This is a genomic window from bacterium (assembly GCA_024742285.1).
Taxonomy (GTDB): domain Bacteria; phylum Myxococcota_A; class UBA9160; order UBA9160; family UBA4427; genus UBA4427.
Genome location: JANSYR010000005.1, coordinates 61058 through 77870 on the forward strand (window position 1 = coordinate 61058; position 16813 = coordinate 77870).

A 16813-nucleotide genomic window follows, 5' to 3' on the forward strand; every position below is an offset into this window, starting at 1 on the left:
TCAGTCCTCGAACGGGTCGACCAGAACGCGCGGGGGAATGACGCCCGCGTCGTACTGGGCCTGGATCTCGTCCATCATCGCCATCGCTTCGGGAGTGGCGGCGATCTTCTGGAAGTTCCGCTGCTCGTTGGCCAGCGCTTCGGTCAGCGGAAGGTCCTCCGACTCGGAGAGGACCTGCTTCGCCAGGGCGAGGGCGGCGGCGGGCCGCTCGGCGAGGCGCTTCGCCCAGGCGACGGCGACCTCGGTCGCGCGTCCTTCCGGGACGACGCGGTTGATCGCGCCGAGCGCATAGAGGCGAGACGCCGAGACCACCGCGCCGTCGAGGACGATCTCCGACGTCGCCGTGCGTCCGATCAGCTTCGACAGCCGGGCGATTCCGCCCAGTCCCGGGATCAGCCCGGCCAGGATCTCCATCTGGGTGAACCGCGCCTGAGGCTCGGCGACGCGCAGGTCACAGGCCCATCCGAGCTCGCAGCCTCCGCCACCGCAGTCCCCGGAGATCGCCGCGATCGAGACCAGCTCGCTCTTCGAGAGCAGATCCGAGGCGCGAAAGAACCCGGCGCCGCTCCCGCTCGTCGGTGCGCCGCGGAACATCGCCGTCAGGTCGGCGAGGGAAGCGTGGCCCAGCCAGTGCCCCGGGACGTCGGAGGCGAGCACGACGACCCGCGCGCCGGCGTCGCGCGCCTGCTCGAGCTGATCGGCCAGCTGGTCGACGCACGCGAAGGTGCAGGGATTGGGCGGCGGCCCGGTGACCGTGAGGAGGGCGACGCCGTCGGCCTCGAAGCTCGTCCGTACCCGCTCCTCCCTCGCGCTCATTGGGCGACTCCTCGTCTCGGATCGCCGGGACGGGCGACCTCCCCGGAATGATATGCTCGAGGCAGCCGGCGAGCACGCGGCGGACGGAGGAGACCCGAGCATGAGCGACGAGCAGACGCAGCGCGGTGGATTCGACATGCGATCCCTCGCCGGGGACCGCTACCCGCCGCCGGATTGGCACCTCGAGAAGATCCAGGAGGAGATGAGCTGCCCCGAGCCCAAGCATCGGATGATGCGCGTGATCAAGCGCATGGGTGAGCAGGTCGTCCCGGACTTCTCGGACATCGACTGGGACGTCGAGCTCGCCGCGTTCGGAGACATCGACTACCCGACCTACTACCGCCAGCCCTTCCACAGCGTGCCGGGCGGCTACCTCTCCGAAGCGGCGGCGGTCGGGGATCGCGGCGCGATGGAGGCGATCTACGAGGAGGCCCACCCGCGCAAGTCGCTCGGCGTGCGCGACGAGCTCGCGGCCCTGGTTCCGCAGGACGCTCGGCTGGTCGTCGATCTCGGCGGTGGGACCGGTGACCTCGGCGCGGCGATCGCGCGGCGCCTTCCGGACGCGGCGGTCCGCTCGATCGATGCCTCGCCCTTCATGGTGATCGCCGGGCGCGTCCAGAACGCGGACGTCGGCAACCTGCGCCTGGATCAGGGATTCGCGGAAGCGACCGGCCTCGAGGACGGGAGCGTCGACGCCGTCGTCATCACCCTCGTCTTCCACGAGTGCCCGGACAAGATCAAGCGCACGATCCTCGACGAAGTGAAGCGGATCCTCCGACCCGGCGGGACCCTCGTTCTCACGGACACGCCCCACGACGACCTCCACGACTACCGCGGTTTCTACGAGCCCTACAAGGAGCAGTGGCTGGTCTGGGACGAGACGGTCGTGCTCGGCGAGGCGGGCTTCGTCGGGATGGAGCGCCGCGACGTCGCACCGCCCCTCTGGAGCGTCGTCTGCACGAAGCCCGCTGATTGATCGCCTGCGGGCGCTCGGCGACGGGGGCGCGCGAGCGGTGGGCTGCTGCCGAGTCCAGCGCTATTCGGTGATGCAGTAGAAGACCGTGCCTACGCACGTGTCCCCCCTCGACGGTTTCGACGGCGACGCCGAGGCTCGCCACGCAGGGCGTGTCCTCGAGCGTGCGTTCGAGGGCGGTGGGATCGATCGCGGGGCCGGTTCGGCGGAGAGCAGGACGGGGCTCCTGGCAGCGAATCCGGGAGGGCATCGCGAATCCGAGGCCGCCAGCACGGAGCGCCCGGCTTCTCTATCGTGACCCCGCCCCGACGAGGTCGGGCGTCGCTGAGGAGATCGGATCGATGACGGACCGCGCGCGTGATCGACTCGTCTCGGGAGAGGCCTGGGACGACTTCTGCGAGACGCTCAAGGTGGCGGGTCGCGTGATCGAAGGTTTCGGCGACGAGCCCTCCGATCTCGAGCGCGCCGAGTGGTATCGCTTTCTCTCCCGCCTCACGCGCAACGGCTTCGAGCGCATGGTGGAGAACTGCGAGCCGGAGCGACCGCGGCTGCGGGACGCGCCGTGGCGCCAGAGCATCAACGTCCAGAGCCCCGATCAGGATCACCTGATGTGCGAGTTCGTCGACGGAAGCCACGAGTACCGGATCCGCGGCAACCGCGGGACGCTGCCGTACTTCGTGGTCGCGACCTGGGCGGCGCCTCAACCCGCCGACCTCGGTGCCCGCGACTGGGCGGGGGCCGGCGTCGCGTCGCTTCCCGAGTTCGACCCGACGAATCTCACGACGACGTCCTTCCTCTCGAGTCGGGAGCTCGAGTTCGACGCGAACGGGAACTTCGAGCTGATCCTCTCGCAGTCGCCGCCCGAGAAGAACGGGCTCGCGCTCCAGCCGGAGACGACGGGCCTGCTGATCCGGACCGTCTACAACGACCGCAGCACGGTCGTCCCCCCGACCTTCGAGATCGAACGTCTCGACCAGCCGGCACCGCGACCGATCCGGGCGGCCGAGATGAGCGAAGGCCTCGCGAAGACCGCGCAGATCGTGCTCGGCTACGCGGAACTCGTTCGCGCCTGGTGGTTCGACAACCTCTCCCAGCGTCCGAACACGATCGACTTCTCCGAGGCGACCTACCTGAGCAACGGCGGCGTGCTCGATCGGCTCCACGGCTTCGGCTGTTGGCGCAAGCCGAAGGAGACGGCGCTCGTCGTCCGCTTCACGCCCGCCGAGTGCGAGCACTGGATCCTCCAGGTCTGCAATCGATGGCAGGAGAACCTCGACGTCTACGAGGACGGCCAGGGCTACATCACGAAATTCAAGGCGGCGTTCGAGGAAGACGGGTCGATCCTCGCGGTGATGGCCGACCGCGACCCCGGGATCGGCGGCAACTGGATCGACACCTTCGACCACGAGGCAGGGGTGTTCAGTCTCCGGCTGATCCAGACCGAGGGCGCGCCCGCAGTCACGATCCAGGAGGTCCCGCTCGCGGCGCTCGAGGAGAAGGGGATCGCGGCCCTCGACGCCGTCGAACCGATCCTGAGCGGCGGGCCCTCGGCGACTTGAGCACGCAGGCTGCGCGAGCCGGGCAGTCCGGCGATCGAACGGGCCCGGAGCTCGCACGGGTCCTCGGTTTCCGGGACCTGCTCTTCATCGCGATGGGCCAGATCATCGGCGCCGGCGTCGTCGCCCTGACGGGCGTCGCCATCGGCATGACCGGTCCCGCCGTCGTGCTCGCCTATCCGGCGGCGGCGCTCTTCTCGATCGTGGTGGCGCTTCCGATCGTGATCGCCGGCGGCGCGCTCCCGACCGTCGGCGGATTCTACGTGTGGACCTCGCGACTGGGCGGGGCGTGGATGGGGTCCGGGGTCCTGATGCTGATCCTGCTGGCCAGCATCAGCCTGGGCCTCTACGGAACCTCTTTCGGCCTCTACTTGAATCCGATCCTGCCCATCCTCTCGGTGAACGGCTGGGGGATCGTGGTGCTCGTCGTGCTCTTCGGGGCGAACCTCCTGGGGCTCCGGATGGCCGCGGGGGTCCAGTCGGTGCTCGTTCTCGTGCTGCTCTCGGCGCTCGCGATCTATGCGGGCTTCGCTCTCCCCGAGGTCGATCCGGCGCGGCTCGATCCGATGATGCCCCACGGTGTCGGCGGGTTCCTTTCCGCGATCTTCCTGCTCAAGTTCGCGACCGGGGGCGCGCACCTCGTGGTCGGCCTCGGGGGGGAGGTCGAGAACGCCGAGCACACCCTGCCGCGTGTGATGGTCCTCGCGACGTTGATCGTCGCGGTCTTCTACGCTGGGATCGCGCTGGCGGCGGTCGGCGTCGTGCCCTGGCGCGAGATGGTCGACCAGCCGCTGACCGTGGCAGGCCGGGCCTTCCTTCCGGGCTGGGCGCTGACCTATTTCCTGGTCGGCGGCGCGGGCATCGCGATCGTGACGACCCTCAACGCCCAGTTCATCCAGCTCCCACGCAACTTCCTGGTCGCCGCCTGGGACGGCTTGCTCCCCGAGTCGCTCGGGCGGCTCAACCGGTTCGGTGCGCCCTGGGTGATCCTGTCGATCATGGCCGTGATCGGGCTCGTTCCCCTCGTCGCGGGTCTCGACATCAGCGCGATCGCGCGGGCGACGACGATCGCGGCGACCCTTCCCGCGCTCTTCGTCTACTGGGCCGTCCTGCGGATCCCGAAGGCCCACCCGGAGCGCTTCGCGCGCTCGATCCTGCGGCCCGGGCCGCTCGGGATGGGGGCGCTCTTCGTCTTCTCGGAGATCTCGGCGATCCTGGGCGTGATCCTGCTCGGGCGCGATCTGCCCGTGGGCGTGGTCCTGGGGCTCGCGGGAGGTGCCGTCCTCGCGTTCGCCTGGTACCCGATCCGTCGTCGATTGCTCGCGCGGAGAGGTGTCGATCTCGAGGCCCGGATGCGCGACCCGGCCATCCTGGTCGGCGAGGCCGACTCGCGCGACGTCGTCGGGCAGGACGGTCAGTTCAGACGCGGGCCTCCGGCCAGAGCCGAAGGAAGTTCTCGCTGAAGAACTTCGTCTGCGCTTCGGCGGAGACGCTCGCGACGGACCGCTCGAACTTCCCGATCGGATCGCGGCCGCCTTCGACGTGGGGATAGTCGCTCGAGAAGAGGTAGAGCTCTTCGTTCGAGTCGGCGATCAGCTGCGCCACGTCTTCGTGAGGGAAGGGCGTGAAGCCCATTTGCGCCGTGAGCTGCTCCGAGGGCTTGCGTTCGAAGCGAACGCTCTTGTCCACGCGCCCATAGATGCTCGTGACCGAGTCGAGTCGTCGCAGCATCTCGGGAACCCAGCCCGCACCGAGCTCGACGGCCGCGCCGCGCAGCGTAGGATGCCGTTCGAAGACCCCGTCGAGGAGCAGCACGGAGAGGAAGGCTTCCGGCGTCTGGTGCATGAGTGCGGCGTCCTTCGTCCGGACGTTCTCGCCGCCCCCGAAGAAGTCCTTGACCTTGCTGCGGCCGTTGTTGCTCCAGGCCTTGAGCGAATGGAGCGGGGAACCCCCGACGTGGAGTACGAAGGGGACGCCGGCTTCCGCGAGTCGCGCCCAGAAGGGCTCGAGGTCGACGTGGCCGGGAGAGATGTCGATCGGAGCGCGGTGGGGCACCCAGATCGCTTCGAGACCCGCCTCGATCGCGAAGTCGAGCTCCGCGATCGCGGCGGCGGGATCGTCGAGGGCGCAGACACCGACGCCCATCAGGCGATCGTCGTCCCCGCAGAACGCGGCCATGTGCCGATTGTGGGCCCGCGCGGCGCCGTATTTCCATCGGGTCGACTTCTTCGAGCTCGGGTGGAAGGGCGAGACGACGCTGTGGGTCGCGAAGACGAGCTGCTTCTTGAACCCGAGCAGATCCATCGCCTGGGTCCGCTGCGCGCCGTCGAAGGCGCCGAGTGCGTGGATCTCCTTCGACTTCGCGATCAGCTCGTCGCCGTAGGCGAGGTGCTCGGCGACGTGTTCGGCGCTGTGTCCGCCGTCCCGCAGGTAGGCGTCCACGTCCTCCTGCTTGTTCATCGACGCCGTGTAGTCGATCAGCGGCAGCTCGTCGCGGAGGTCCGGGTCCGCGTAGACGCGCAGGAAATCCGGCAGCTCCATGATGTGGCTGTCGGCATCGTAGTAGGGGCGGGCATCGGGGGCGTAGACCATGGGGTTCTCCTCACTCGTCGTAGCGACCGACCACGCCGGCCGCGCGCCAATTCGCCACCTGCTCGGCGCTCGCGCCGATCTCGCCGAGGACCTCGTCGGTATGGGCACCGAGGGGCGGGGAGGGCAGCCGCGCGCCGAGCGGCGTCGCGTCCATCTTGAGCGGCGTCGTCGCTGCGCGATAGCGGCCGAGGGCGTGGTGTTCGAACTCGCGGATATAGCCGTTCGCGACCGCCTGCTCGTCGTCGAAGATCTCGTGGGGGAAGTTCATCTGGGCGCAGGGGACGCCGTGCTCGCGCAGGTGGGAGAGCCACTCTTCGGTGTCGCGGGTGGCGAAGAGCGCTTCGGCTTCTTCCTGCAGGAGCTCGAGGGCCCTCCGGCCGCGAGCGTCGGACGGGTCGAACCCGTGCAGGCCGCGTGGATCGACCAGCCCGGTGGCCTTCCGGAAGCGCTCGTTCAGGCGCGGGGAGAGGCAGCCCACGGAGAGGAACCCGTCCCGGGTGCGGTAGTGCCGGAAGTAGATGTTCCCGGCCGGCCAGCCGCCGAAGTGATCGCGAAACTCGGTCTGTTGGGCGTCGAACCCGGCGCCGGTCGCCCGCAGCTCGGCCAGCCGCTCGGCGAACGCGTCCATGTGGTCCCCATCGAGGTCCTCAAAGCGGAAGATCATGTTGGAGATGAGGCCGAGCGCGGTGTGGAAGAGGGAGGTCTCGACGCGCTGGCCCGCCCCGGTGCGGTCGCGGTGGCGGACGGCGGTCACGACGGCGAGGGAGGAGAGCATGCCGGTCACGATGTCGGCGAGGGCGGGGCGAACGAAACGCGGCGTCGTGCCGCTCTCGTCCGGTGACGCCAGCAGGGCCGACAGGCCCGAGAGCCCCATGGCGACGACGTCGTAGCCGCCGTCCATCGCGAGCGGTCCCTGCGAGCCGTAGGGGGAGTTCTCCAGATAGACGAGGCGCGGGTTCACTTCCCGGAGGCGCGCGTAGTCGAGGCCGTAGCGCGCGACGTCCGACCCCTTCATGGAGACGAGGACGATGTCGGCCTCCGTGACGAGCCGGTCGATCACGTCGCGGCTCTCCGGGTGGGTGAGGTCGAGGCAAAGGCTCCGCTTGCCGCGGTTGCACATCGCGAAGTCGCGACCCTCGTGCTTCACGTGGGTCCGGTTCTGCAGACGGTAGGTGTCCCCACGTCGCGGCTCGACCTTGACCACGTCCGCGCCCATGTCCGCGAGGACCTTGCCGCAGTAGGGAATCGCCAGCGCTTGCGCGAACTCGATCACGCGGAGGTCGTGGAGAGCGCCCTGCGGCGCGTTCGTCGACTCGCAGCCCATCGCGGGATGCTACCGCGCCGGATTCGGCCCGCCGCCGGTGAATCCCGACTCGGCGTCGCGGTCGAACGGGTATGTTTGGTCCGGGGTCCGTGCGGCGTCTGCCGTGCCGGGCCGGGAGGGAGCCATGCTGCGCGACCTGGTCGAGAACGCGAACCAGTACTTCATCCGCCAGAAGAAGGAGTGGACGGAGATCCTGGTCGACTTCGAGACCCGCAATCAGTATCAGATCCTGTCGGAGGACCAGACGGAGGTCGGAACGATCTCGGAGATCTCGAGCGGGATCGGCGGCTTCATGAAGCGGAACTTCTTCGGCTCCCACCGCTCTCTCGACGTCCGCGTGCACGACGCCGATGGTTCCCCGGTCCTCCGTCTGGAACGGCCCTTCTTCTTTCTGTTCTCGTCGCTCGAGGTCCTCGCCGAGGGCGGGGCGCGACTCGGTCGCGTCGAGCGCCGCTTCGGAATCCTGTACAAGAAATACGACCTGCTCGACGAGCACGGCCACTGCTTCGCCCGGGTCGCGAGCCCGCTCTGGCGGCTGTGGACCTTCCCCGTGGACCACGAGCGGGAAGGCGGGAAGGCAGAGGTCTCGAAGAAGTGGGGCGGGGCGCTGCGTGAGATCTTCGCGGACGCGGACACGTTCCGGGTGGTGATCGAGAGCGGGACCTGGACGGGGCCCGAGCGCTGGGTCCTCTTCGCCGCGGCGATCTCGATCGACTTCGACTTCTTCGAGAACAACCAGGGCTCGGACGGATTGCTGTCCTTCGGCGACTAGTCCATCGGCGCTTCGCGCCTCTCGAAGCGCCCCTTGGAGGGCGCTCCTTGCGCTGAAGGCTCGGGGAGGTGGCTCGGGACTCAGGCCTTGCCGAGGACCATGCCGCCGCGGCCGCCGGCGACGAGGGCGTGCTCGGCGCCTTCGACCTGGTTGGCGGCTTCGCCGCGGATCTGGCGGACGCCTTCGAGGATGTTGTTGACGCCGTGGATGTAGGCCTCGCCGAGGAGGCCGCCGTGGGGGTTCACGGGGATCGTACCGCCGAGCTCGATGTGGCCGTTCTTGACGAAGTCGACGCTCTCGCCGGCCTTGCAGAAGCCGTAGCCCTCGAGCTGCATGAAGACGATCGGGCTGAAGTTCTCGTACATCGTGGCGACGTCCATGTCCGAAGGGCCGAGCCCCGTCATCTCCCAGAGCCGGCTCGCCGCGCGGTAGTTCTCCTCGTAGCGGGAGAGGTCGTCCTGGTAGTAGTTGAACATGACGTGGCCATGGATCAGCTGGGCGTCGACGATTCCGCGGATCGAGACCGCGGGCTTCGCCAGGTCCTTGGCGCGTTCGGGCGTCGTGATCACCAGCGCGACGCCGCCGTCGCTCTCCTGGCAGCAGTCGAGCAGGCGCAGGATCGGCTCGACGATCCAGCGCGAGCTCTGGTGGTCTTCCAGGGTGATCGGCCGCTCGTAGAACCAGGCGGCGGGGTTCGTCGCCGCGTGCTTGCGCGCGACGACGGGGTAGTGGCCGAAGTCCTCGTTGGTGAATCCGTATCGATCCATGTAGCGCTGGAACGTGAGCGAGTAGATCTTGGCCGGGGTGTCGAGGCCGAAGGGCAGGTACCAGTTCCAGCCGACGGTCGTCCCGGGATCCTGGGGCTGGCCGAACCGGTGGCCCGAGCGCTCGTTGAAGGCGCGCCACACGAGCATGTGCTTCGCCGCGCCGCTCGCGACTGCGGCGGCAGCCTGCATGATCGTCGTGTTCGCGCCGGCGCCGCCGAAGGGGGCCCGCGACCAGTAGTTGACTTCCTGGATCCCGAGGGCCCGCATCAGCAGGAGCTCGTCGCTCGAGTCGAGGGTGAACGTCGCCATCCCGTCGATGTCGGCCGGCTCGAGTCCGGCATCGCGAATCGCGGCGAGGCTGGCCTCGGCGGCGAGCTGGAGCTCGCTCCGGCCGGAGTTCTTCGAGAACTCGGTCTGGCCGATCCCGACGATCGCGGCCTGGTCGCGGAGGGTACGCTCCGTCATCCGCCGTCTCCGGTGGGGCGGAACTGCGGAAGGATCTGGGGGGCCTCGCGGTTCATACTCGGGAACTCGACCCAGGTGAGCTCGACCGGGAGGCCGAAGCGGACGTCGTCGAGCGTGCACTCGACGAGGTTCGCCACGAACCGCACGCCTTCTTCGAGGTCGAGGACGACGATGATCCGCGGCGCGGCGTCGGGCTCGGTCGGGTGATGGGAGACGAGCCAGCTGTAGACCGTGGCGCGCCCGCTCGCTTCCTGTGTGTCCCACTCGAGGGCGTTGCACTCGGCGCACATCGGCGCTGGGGGCTGCCGGAGCGCGCCGCAGGCGGTGCATTTCTGGAGCAGGAACCGCTTTTGCGCGACCCCGTCCCAGAAGAACTGGTCGACGCCGTCGGGCGTCGGCGCGATCACACTCGGGGTGGAGTCCGCCACGCCTAGAGGTTCCAGACCCGCGTCGCGTTGCCGTGGACGATCTTCGCGCGGTCCTCGGCGGGAATCCCGTCGAACATGTTGTTCACGATCTCCCGCGAGCGCGGCCAGCTCGTGACCGGGTGGGGATAGTCCGAGGACCACATAATGTTGTCGACGCCGAGACGCTCGGTCGCGAGGCGATAGGCGTTCGGCTCGTCGATGAAGGTCAGGAACACGTTCTGGTGGAAATAGTGGCTCGGCGGCTTCGAGATCGCCGGGAATTCGTAGCCCTGTCGCGCCTTCAGGTCGTCGACGATGTAGAGCCACCAATCGACCCAGCCGAGCCCGGGCTCGACGAAGACGACCTTGAGCTTCGGGAAACGCTCGAAGACGCCGCCCATGATGAACATGCCGAGGGGCTCGGCGGTCGTGAGGGCGACGGCGCCGACGAAGATGCCCTTCTGCGGGGTCGGGTCGCGCTGGGCGAGGCTCTCGAGCTGGGTGTTCAGCCCGATGTGGAGACAGACCGGGAGACCGGTCTCGCTGATGACCTGCCAGAGCGGGTCATAGCGGGTATCCCAGTAGTCGGGGAGGCCGAGCTCCGCCGGGTAGACCGGAAGCTGGAGGGACTTGCCGCCGGTTTCGGCGACCCACTTCACCTCGGCGACGGCGGCCTCGATGTCGTGGATCGGAATCTGGTACGACACGACCATGCGTTCGCGATCGATCTCGGCGAAGTCGTGCATCGTCGTGTTGAAGGCGCGGGTCGCCTCGCGGTTGCCCTCCTTCAGCAGGTAGAGGTAGCGGAAGGCGCTCACCTCGCAGTACATGACCGACTTCTCGATCCCGTCCGCGTCGAGATCCTCGAGGCGGGCCTTCGCGTCCGTGTGGCCCGGCCGCCCGGCGGCGGGGTAGTTGCGACCCTCGAGCGAGTCCATCCGCCGGACCTCGGCGTCGGGCAGGTCCTGCTGCTTCCGCCAGAGCGCGTTCGCCTCGGAGCTCATGGTCTTCGCCATGCCCATGCCGAACTCCATCAGCGCGGCGTCGTAGGCGCCGTGGTACTTCGAGGCGAGGTTCGCCTTGATGGCGTCGTGGGCGAGGTCGACGTGGTCGTCGGACGAGATCAGGCGTTCGGCTGCGGCCATCGGGAGGGCCCTCCAGCGGCGGATGCCCACGCGCGGTGGGCGGTCCGGATCGGGTTCGCCCCACCTTGATACCCGCCTGGCGGAAAATAGACAAGGGCCTTTCGTATTTTTCGCGGACGGTCTAGCCTTGGTGCCGCACGCCGGACGAGGGCCGGCGAGGCGGAGGAGAGACGTGTGAGCGGCGACGGCCCGCAGAAGACGACGCCGACGGCGAACGGACTGCTGCGCCACCTGATCGGTGCGGCGAACGCGATCCGGGGAGAGATCGGCGCCGAGATCGAGGGGCTGGGCCACGAGTATTCTCCCGCCGCCTCGCATCTGATCGTGAACCTCCCCTCCGAGGGGCTCGGGATGTCCGAGCTCGCGGATCGCCTCCGGCTCACGCCTCAGCGGACCGGGCAGCTGGTCCAGAATCTCGAGTCTTTCGGCTACGTGGAGCGGATCCCGGAGCCCGAGGACGGGCGGGCCCGTCGCGTCGTCTTCACCGACCGCGGCCGGGAGCTCCTCGCCGACATCGATCGGATCGACGAGCGATATACGAAGCTCGTGGCCGAACGGCTCGGCCCCGAGCGATTCGCGCGGCTCTGTGAGGACGCCGAGTTCCTGGACCGCGCATTCCGCGACGACGATGAGTTGATCGACCTGCGACGCTGATCACGAACGCCGACCGCCACGACGCGGCGGCGGGGAGTTCGAATGGTTCTGCTCAGCCTCGACATCGACGGAACGCTCGAGGTCGGGGACCCGCCCGGCTGGATCCCGCTCAGCTGGATCCATCGCGCGCAGGCCCTGGGCTACGTCGTCGGCTCGGCCTCCGATCGGACCAAGAGCGACCAGCGCCTGCTCTGGGAGCGCCACGGGATCGTCCTCGACTTCATCGACCACAAGCACAAGCTCGACGAAGTGAAGGCACGCTTCCCGCACACGACGCGCTGGATCCACATCGGCGACGGCGAGGCGGACTCGCTCTACGCGCGGATGCACGGCTTCGAGTTCCACTTCGTGGACGCCGTCCCGGAAGAGGGCTCGCCGGGCTGGATCTTCTAGCGCCAGGGGATCGCTAGCGACCGGGGCGCGCCGGCGGCGCCGCCGACATCGGCGGCGCGGGCTCCAGGTCCGAGCAGGACTCGAAGTAGCCGCAGCGCGGACAGCGGATCTTGCACTTGAGGCCGTCCATGGGCCCCGTGCAGTTCGGACAGACGTAGCGGCTCGCGTCTTCGCTCATGATCCCCCCTGTCGAGGCCGGAGCGTAGCTGCTCGATCAGGCCGCGTCGCCGCGCGCGGGGTCTCCCGGCGCACCGGTGAGCTGCATGCGCGCGAGATCCGCATAGAGCCCGCCCTCGGCAACGAGCGCTTCGTGGCGTCCGCTGGACACGACCCGCCCGCCGTCGACGACCAGGATGCGGTCGGCGCCGCGAACCGTCGCGAGCCGGTGGGCGATCACGATCGTCGTGCGGCCCTTCATCAATCGCTCGAGGGCCTGCTGGACGAGTCGCTCGCTCTGGGAGTCGAGGCTGCTCGTCGCTTCGTCGAGGAGCAGGATCGGCGCGTCCTTCAAGACCGCGCGGGCGATCGCGACGCGCTGACGCTGGCCTCCGGAGAGGGTCATGCCGTTCTCGCCGAGCATCGTGTCGTAGCCCCGCGGCAGGTCGCGCACGAACTCGTCGACGAGCGCGACGGCCGCCGCGGCCTCGACTTCCGCATCGGTGGCCTCCGGCCTGCCATAGCGGATGTTCTCCCTCAGGTTCTCCGTGAAGATCGCCGTTTCCTGGGGAACGATCGACATCCGTGCGCGGACGTCGCGCGGATCGGCGTCGCGCACGTCGACGCCGTCGACGCGGATCGCGCCGGCCTGGGGGTCGTAGAAGCGGAGCAGCAGGCGGAGGACGGTGCTCTTGCCGGCGCCGGAGGGGCCGACGATCGCGACGGTCTCGCCGGGATCGGCTCGGAAGCCGAGGCTCGAGAGGGCTGCGACTTCGGGCCGGGTCGGGTAGCGGAAGTCGACGCCCGCGAACTCGACGAGGCCGACCGGCGGCTCCGGGAGGGCGACGGGGTTCGCGGCGATCTCGATCTCGGGCTCGACCCCGAGCAGCTCGAAGAGCCGCTCGGCGGCACCTGCGGCGAGCTGCACGTCGCCCCAGACCTCGGCCACCGCGGCGAGGGCGACCGCGCTCATCAGCGCGTACATCACGAAGGAACTCAGGTCGCCGCCGGTCATCGAACCTTCCAGCACGTCGCGGGCGCCGATCCAGACGATCGCGATCACGAAGGCGAGGACGAGGGACATCACGAGGGCGGTCAGGCCGGCGCGCGCGATCATCCGCGCCCGGGCCGCGTCGAAGGCGACTTCGACGACGTTCCGGTAGCGGCTTCGATCGGCCGCCTCGTGGGTGAAGGCCTGGACCGTCTGGATGAACGAGAGCGCTTCGCTCGCGAACACGTTCGTGTCGGCGAGCGTGTCCTGACTGCGGCGACTGAGTCGCCGCACGAGCCGACCGAAGAGCAGGAGCGGCGCGAGAATCAGCGGGATCGCGATCAGCACGAGGCCGGCGAGGCGCGGGCTCGTCCAGAAGAGGAGGGCGGTCGCGCCCACGAGCATGAAGGCGTTGCGGAGGGCGATCGAGACCGTGGAACCGACGACGGTCTTGATCAGCGTCGTGTCCGTCGTGAGCCGCGCCTGGATCTCGCCCGTGTGGTTCTTCTCGAAGAACGCGGGGCTCTGGCCGACGATGTGGTCGAAGACCGCGGCGCGCAGGTCGGTCACGACGCGCTCGCCGATCCACGAGACCAGATAGAACCGGATCGAGCTGGTCAGGCCGGCCAGCAGACCCACGCCGATCAGGACGAGGAAGGTCCGGTCGATGGCGCCGGCATTTTCCTGTCCGAAGCCCGTGTCGATCACGGCGCTAAAAGCCATCGGGAAGGAGAGGGTGACCGCGGTCGACGCGACGAGTGCGATCAGCGCCAGGATCGCCGTGCCCTTGTAGCGCGCCACGAAGGGAAGCAGCCCGCGAAGGGGCTTCAGGTCCTTGCCCTTCGGGCGGCGGCGCGCCGTCTCGTCGTCCGACGCGGTCGCCGGGTCGACGGGGGCAGCGGCAGCGCCCTCGGTCTGGGCGATCTCCTCGACCGGGTCGGCGTCGACGGGCGGGATCGCGTCGGGTGTGGAGGCGGAGCTGCTCAAGTCGGGTCCAATCGGGGCGCGGGCGCGCGGGCGGAGTCTAACGCCTGCGTCGCTCCGGCGTCGGATCCCTGGGCTAGGCTCGAACGCTCGCGCGAAGCAGGGGGACGGGACCGAGATGGATCGAACGTTGAAGGGCAGGGTGGCGCTCGTGACCGGGGCCGGACCGGGGATCGGTCGTTCGACCGCGATCGCCTGCGCCCGGGACGGGGCGGACGTCGTCGTGGCCGCGCGGCGGCGGGAACCACTCGACGAGCTGGCGAAGGAGATCGCCGAGGAGACGGGCAGGCGAACGCTTGCGATCCCCTCCGACCTGACGGACCTCGAGGCGAGTGCAGCGCTCGTCGAGCGGACGATCGACGAATTCGGCCGCCTCGACGTGCTGGTGAACGTCGCGACGGCGAGCTTCTTCCGCGGGAAGCTCGTCGACAACGACTGGTCGACCTACTCGGACTCGGTCCAGATGAACGTGATCGGGACGATGAAGCTCTGCGCCGATGCCGCCCGGAAGATGGCCGAAGCGGGCGGCGGCTCGATCATCAACATCGGGACCCTCGCGACGACCGCGCTCCAGGCCCAGAACGGCGAGTACTCGTCGACGAAGCTCGCGATGGTCGGCTTGTCGAAGACCCTCGCGCGGGAGATGGGCGGGAAGAACGTTCGCGTCAACGTGGTCACGCCCGGGTACACGACCGGAGAAGGCCTCACGCGGCTCTTCGAAGAGATGGGCGCCCACGCCGGGGTCTCGGGAGACGAGATGAGCGCGCAGGTCGCGCGCGGCGTCGCGCTGAAGCGCCACGTCGATCCCGACGACATCGCCGAGGCGTGCGTCTACCTCGGCTCCGATCGGGCCCGCAACGTCACCGGGGTCGAGCTCCACGTGACCGCGGGCGCGATGATCGTCTGACCCCGGCCCACCTTCGTTCGGCGTCGTAGCGTCCGCTCGTCGCCCAGGAGTCTCCATGTCTGAGTCCGCCCACGTCACCATCGACGACCCCACCGAGGGGGTGCGTCGCTTCACGCTGAACCGACCCGAGAAGCGCAACGCGATGGACAATCGGCTGCGGCGTGAGCTGCTCGACGGGTTGCGCGCCGCGGACGAGGACGCCGCGATCAAGGTCTCGATCATCCGCGGGGCCGGGAAGTGCTTCTCGTCGGGCTACGACCTGGGCAGCGACCTCGGGAGCGACCAGCCCTACTGGACCTCCGAGGTCGGCATGAAGTGGGCGCGTCACGTGACCGCCGGCTGGACCTCGCTCTGGGATCTCTACAAGCCGGTGATCGCACAGGTCCACGGCTATGCGATGGCCGGGGGACTCGAGCTCGTCGGGGCCTGCGATCTCGCGTACGGAGCCGAGGATGCGAAGTTCTCGCATCCGGTCACGCGCTTCGCGTTGCCGGACTTCGACTGGTTCCCGACCCATCTCCCGCCGCGGGTCGCGATGGAGCTGCAGGTCGCCGGGCGCGTCTTCCTGGGGACCGAGGCGGCGCAGGCTGGAATCATCAACCAGGCATTCCCGGCCGAGGAGCTCGAGGCGAAGGTGCTCGAGATCGCGAGCCATATGGCGGCGACCCCGTCGGCGGTTCTCGCGGTCAACAAGCGCGCGGTCCACACGGCGATCGAGGCGCGCGGGGGGCGCTCGGTCATCCGAACCCTCGGTGATCTCCAGGCGGGGCCGCATCTCCAGTCCCTCGGCGGCGACGCGATCCTCGAGCAGGTGAAGAGCGGGAACAAACGATGAGCCACGTGCCCGCGCACAGTGGCGAGATCGATGCGGCGTGGCTGACCGATGCGCTCCAGCCGCGTCACCCGGGCGTCCGCGTGGCGTCGGTCGACCTCGCCGACAGCGCGGAGGTCACGAACTCGCACGCCTGGCTGGGTGTCCGCTACGCGCCGGATTCGAAGCCCGGCCCGACCTCGCTCTTCGGGAAGCTGCTGCCGAACGACCCGATGCGGCGGGTCGCGATCGCCCAGACCCGCATGGGGCTCCGCGAAGCGAAGTTCTACGACACCCTCGCGCCGAAGCTCTCGCTTCGCGTGCCCGAGGCCCACGTCGTCCGCTACGAGGAGGACGAGGGCGGCGCCTTCGTGATCCTCCTCGAAGACTTGAACGCGAGCGGGTGCACCGTGTCGAGCGGTCCCGAGAGCCCGACGCCGGACCAGGCCGCCCGGGCCCTCGAAGACCTGGCGGCGATGCACGTCCGCTTCGAGGATCCGGCCGTTCGCGAGAAGGAGGCGGGCTGGGTCACGCCGCCGGATCCGCCCAGCGACTACGGGGCCGTCCGGCTCCAGGAGGGCCTCGATCATCACCGCGACAAGCTGACCGACGCCTTCGCAGAGATGTCCGAGGTCTACATCGCGAAGCAGGACGCGCTTCATGCCGTCTGGGCGGCGGGGCCTCGAACCGTGATCCACGGCGATACCCACATCGGCAACGTCTTCTTCGACGGTGACACGGTCGGCTTCCTCGACTGGGGGATCATCACGCTCGCGAACCCGCTCCGGGACGTCAGCTACTTCCTCAACATGTGCCTGTCGGTCGAGGATCGCCGGGCCCGCGAAGGCGATCTGATCCGGCACTACCTGGGCGCGAGGAAGGCCCTCGGTGGACAGGAGATCGGCTTCGACGAAGCCTGGAAGACCCACCGCCTGCAGGCGAGCTATCTCGCCGTGGCCTCCTGTCAGATCGTGACGTTCCCGGAGGACGTCACGCCACGACGCAGGCAGTTCGCCGCGGCGTTCCTCGAACGGGCCAGCGCGGCCCTCGAGGATCTCGAGAGCCGCGCGGCGCTCCGGGAGTTCGCCGGGATCTGAGCT

General features: G+C 69.0%; 17 protein-coding genes. 9 read left to right on the forward strand and 8 right to left on the reverse strand.

Annotated elements, in window-relative coordinates; all coding sequences use genetic code 11:
- Entirely contained in the window at positions 1–816 is an 816-nt protein-coding gene (locus tag NXI30_11165; GenBank protein MCR9094766.1) for an enoyl-CoA hydratase/isomerase family protein, read from the reverse strand.
- 100 nt (positions 817–916) lie between these two features.
- Between NXI30_11165 and NXI30_11170 the strand changes: the two genes are divergently transcribed.
- From NXI30_11170 to NXI30_11180, 3 genes are all read left to right on the forward strand, one after another.
- Positions 917–1792, forward strand: a complete 876-nt coding sequence (locus NXI30_11170) for a class I SAM-dependent methyltransferase (protein MCR9094767.1) — start codon at positions 917–919, stop codon at positions 1790–1792.
- A 338-nt stretch (positions 1793–2130) separates the two neighbouring features.
- Complete coding sequence (locus NXI30_11175) at positions 2131–3348, forward strand: hypothetical protein (protein ID MCR9094768.1); 1218 nt, start codon at positions 2131–2133, stop codon at positions 3346–3348.
- The gene (locus NXI30_11180; protein ID MCR9094769.1) at positions 3345–4808 is read left to right on the forward strand and encodes an APC family permease; all 1464 of its coding nucleotides are present in this window, start codon (positions 3345–3347) and stop codon (positions 4806–4808) included. Before NXI30_11175 ends, NXI30_11180 begins: the two co-directional genes overlap by 4 nt.
- On the opposite strand, the gene NXI30_11185 is transcribed toward NXI30_11180, so the two are convergent.
- Entirely contained in the window at positions 4765–5937 is a 1173-nt protein-coding gene (locus NXI30_11185) for an amidohydrolase (protein MCR9094770.1), read from the reverse strand. The genes NXI30_11180 and NXI30_11185 overlap by 44 nt on opposite strands.
- Positions 5938–5947: 10 nt before the next feature.
- Positions 5948–7261 (reverse strand): CoA transferase, encoded by a 1314-nt coding sequence (locus NXI30_11190; GenBank protein MCR9094771.1) that lies wholly within the window; start codon positions 7259–7261, stop codon positions 5948–5950.
- A 124-nt stretch (positions 7262–7385) separates the two neighbouring features.
- Between NXI30_11190 and NXI30_11195 the strand changes: the two genes are divergently transcribed.
- Positions 7386–8033 carry a phospholipid scramblase family protein gene (locus NXI30_11195; GenBank protein ID MCR9094772.1) on the forward strand — a complete coding sequence of 216 codons (648 nt, stop codon included), beginning with the start codon at positions 7386–7388 and terminating at the stop codon, positions 8031–8033.
- 80 nt (positions 8034–8113) lie between these two features.
- Here the strand turns inward: NXI30_11195 and NXI30_11200 are convergent, their stop codons facing one another.
- Genes NXI30_11200 through NXI30_11210 form a run of 3 tightly spaced genes read right to left on the reverse strand, consistent with a single transcriptional unit; the run spans position 8114 to position 10817 of the window.
- Positions 8114–9265, reverse strand: a complete 1152-nt coding sequence (locus NXI30_11200; GenBank protein ID MCR9094773.1) for a lipid-transfer protein — start codon at positions 9263–9265, stop codon at positions 8114–8116.
- Positions 9262–9693: an OB-fold domain-containing protein gene (locus NXI30_11205; GenBank protein MCR9094774.1), complete on the reverse strand. Its 432-nt coding sequence runs from the start codon at positions 9691–9693 to the stop codon at positions 9262–9264. Before NXI30_11205 ends, NXI30_11200 begins: the two co-directional genes overlap by 4 nt.
- A 2-nt stretch (positions 9694–9695) precedes the next feature.
- A complete protein-coding gene (locus tag NXI30_11210) occupies positions 9696–10817 on the reverse strand; it encodes an amidohydrolase (GenBank protein ID MCR9094775.1) in 1122 nt (373 codons plus the stop codon).
- Positions 10818–10991: 174 nt separating this feature from the next.
- Here NXI30_11210 and NXI30_11215 point away from each other — a divergent pair, with 174 nt between their 5' ends.
- A complete protein-coding gene (locus NXI30_11215) occupies positions 10992–11471 on the forward strand; it encodes a MarR family transcriptional regulator (protein MCR9094776.1) in 480 nt (159 codons plus the stop codon).
- A 42-nt stretch (positions 11472–11513) separates the two neighbouring features.
- Positions 11514–11864 carry a hypothetical protein gene (locus tag NXI30_11220; GenBank protein MCR9094777.1) on the forward strand — a complete coding sequence of 117 codons (351 nt, stop codon included), beginning with the start codon at positions 11514–11516 and terminating at the stop codon, positions 11862–11864.
- Positions 11865–11877: 13 nt separating this feature from the next.
- On the opposite strand, the gene NXI30_11225 is transcribed toward NXI30_11220, so the two are convergent.
- Both NXI30_11225 and NXI30_11230 read right to left on the reverse strand, forming a co-directional pair.
- Positions 11878–12042: a hypothetical protein gene (locus tag NXI30_11225; protein ID MCR9094778.1), complete on the reverse strand. Its 165-nt coding sequence runs from the start codon at positions 12040–12042 to the stop codon at positions 11878–11880.
- Between the two features lie 36 nt (positions 12043–12078).
- Positions 12079–13998 (reverse strand): ABC transporter transmembrane domain-containing protein, encoded by a 1920-nt coding sequence (locus NXI30_11230; protein ID MCR9094779.1) that lies wholly within the window; start codon positions 13996–13998, stop codon positions 12079–12081.
- Between the two features lie 115 nt (positions 13999–14113).
- Between NXI30_11230 and NXI30_11235 the strand changes: the two genes are divergently transcribed.
- Genes NXI30_11235 through NXI30_11245 form a run of 3 tightly spaced genes read left to right on the forward strand, consistent with a single transcriptional unit; the run spans position 14114 to position 16810 of the window.
- Entirely contained in the window at positions 14114–14902 is a 789-nt protein-coding gene (locus NXI30_11235) for an SDR family oxidoreductase (GenBank protein MCR9094780.1), read from the forward strand.
- Positions 14903–14957: 55 nt separating this feature from the next.
- Positions 14958–15737 (forward strand): enoyl-CoA hydratase-related protein, encoded by a 780-nt coding sequence (locus NXI30_11240; GenBank protein ID MCR9094781.1) that lies wholly within the window; start codon positions 14958–14960, stop codon positions 15735–15737.
- Positions 15734–16810: an ecdysteroid 22-kinase family protein gene (locus NXI30_11245; GenBank protein ID MCR9094782.1), complete on the forward strand. Its 1077-nt coding sequence runs from the start codon at positions 15734–15736 to the stop codon at positions 16808–16810. Before NXI30_11240 ends, NXI30_11245 begins: the two co-directional genes overlap by 4 nt.
- Positions 16811–16813: the final 3 nt, after the last annotated feature.

What these genes read in the sequence shown, in the direction of transcription:
- NXI30_11240 (MCR9094781.1), top strand. Translation starts at nt 14,958, where the DNA reads ATGTCTGAGTCCGCCCACGTCACCATCGACGACCCCACCGAGGGGGTG.
- NXI30_11170 (MCR9094767.1), top strand. Translation starts at nt 917, where the DNA reads ATGAGCGACGAGCAGACGCAGCGCGGTGGATTCGACATGCGATCCCTC.
- NXI30_11175 (MCR9094768.1), top strand. Translation starts at nt 2,131, where the DNA reads ATGACGGACCGCGCGCGTGATCGACTCGTCTCGGGAGAGGCCTGGGAC.
- NXI30_11195 (MCR9094772.1), top strand. Translation starts at nt 7,386, where the DNA reads ATGCTGCGCGACCTGGTCGAGAACGCGAACCAGTACTTCATCCGCCAG.
- NXI30_11235 (MCR9094780.1), top strand. Translation starts at nt 14,114, where the DNA reads ATGGATCGAACGTTGAAGGGCAGGGTGGCGCTCGTGACCGGGGCCGGA.
- NXI30_11210 (MCR9094775.1), bottom strand. Translation starts at nt 10,817, where the DNA reads ATGGCCGCAGCCGAACGCCTGATCTCGTCCGACGACCACGTCGACCTC.
- NXI30_11200 (MCR9094773.1), bottom strand. Translation starts at nt 9,265, where the DNA reads ATGACGGAGCGTACCCTCCGCGACCAGGCCGCGATCGTCGGGATCGGC.
- NXI30_11190 (MCR9094771.1), bottom strand. Translation starts at nt 7,261, where the DNA reads ATGGGCTGCGAGTCGACGAACGCGCCGCAGGGCGCTCTCCACGACCTC.
- NXI30_11225 (MCR9094778.1), bottom strand. Translation starts at nt 12,042, where the DNA reads ATGAGCGAAGACGCGAGCCGCTACGTCTGTCCGAACTGCACGGGGCCC.
- NXI30_11245 (MCR9094782.1), top strand. Translation starts at nt 15,734, where the DNA reads ATGAGCCACGTGCCCGCGCACAGTGGCGAGATCGATGCGGCGTGGCTG.
- NXI30_11220 (MCR9094777.1), top strand. Translation starts at nt 11,514, where the DNA reads ATGGTTCTGCTCAGCCTCGACATCGACGGAACGCTCGAGGTCGGGGAC.
- NXI30_11165 (MCR9094766.1), bottom strand. Translation starts at nt 816, where the DNA reads ATGAGCGCGAGGGAGGAGCGGGTACGGACGAGCTTCGAGGCCGACGGC.
- NXI30_11185 (MCR9094770.1), bottom strand. Translation starts at nt 5,937, where the DNA reads ATGGTCTACGCCCCCGATGCCCGCCCCTACTACGATGCCGACAGCCAC.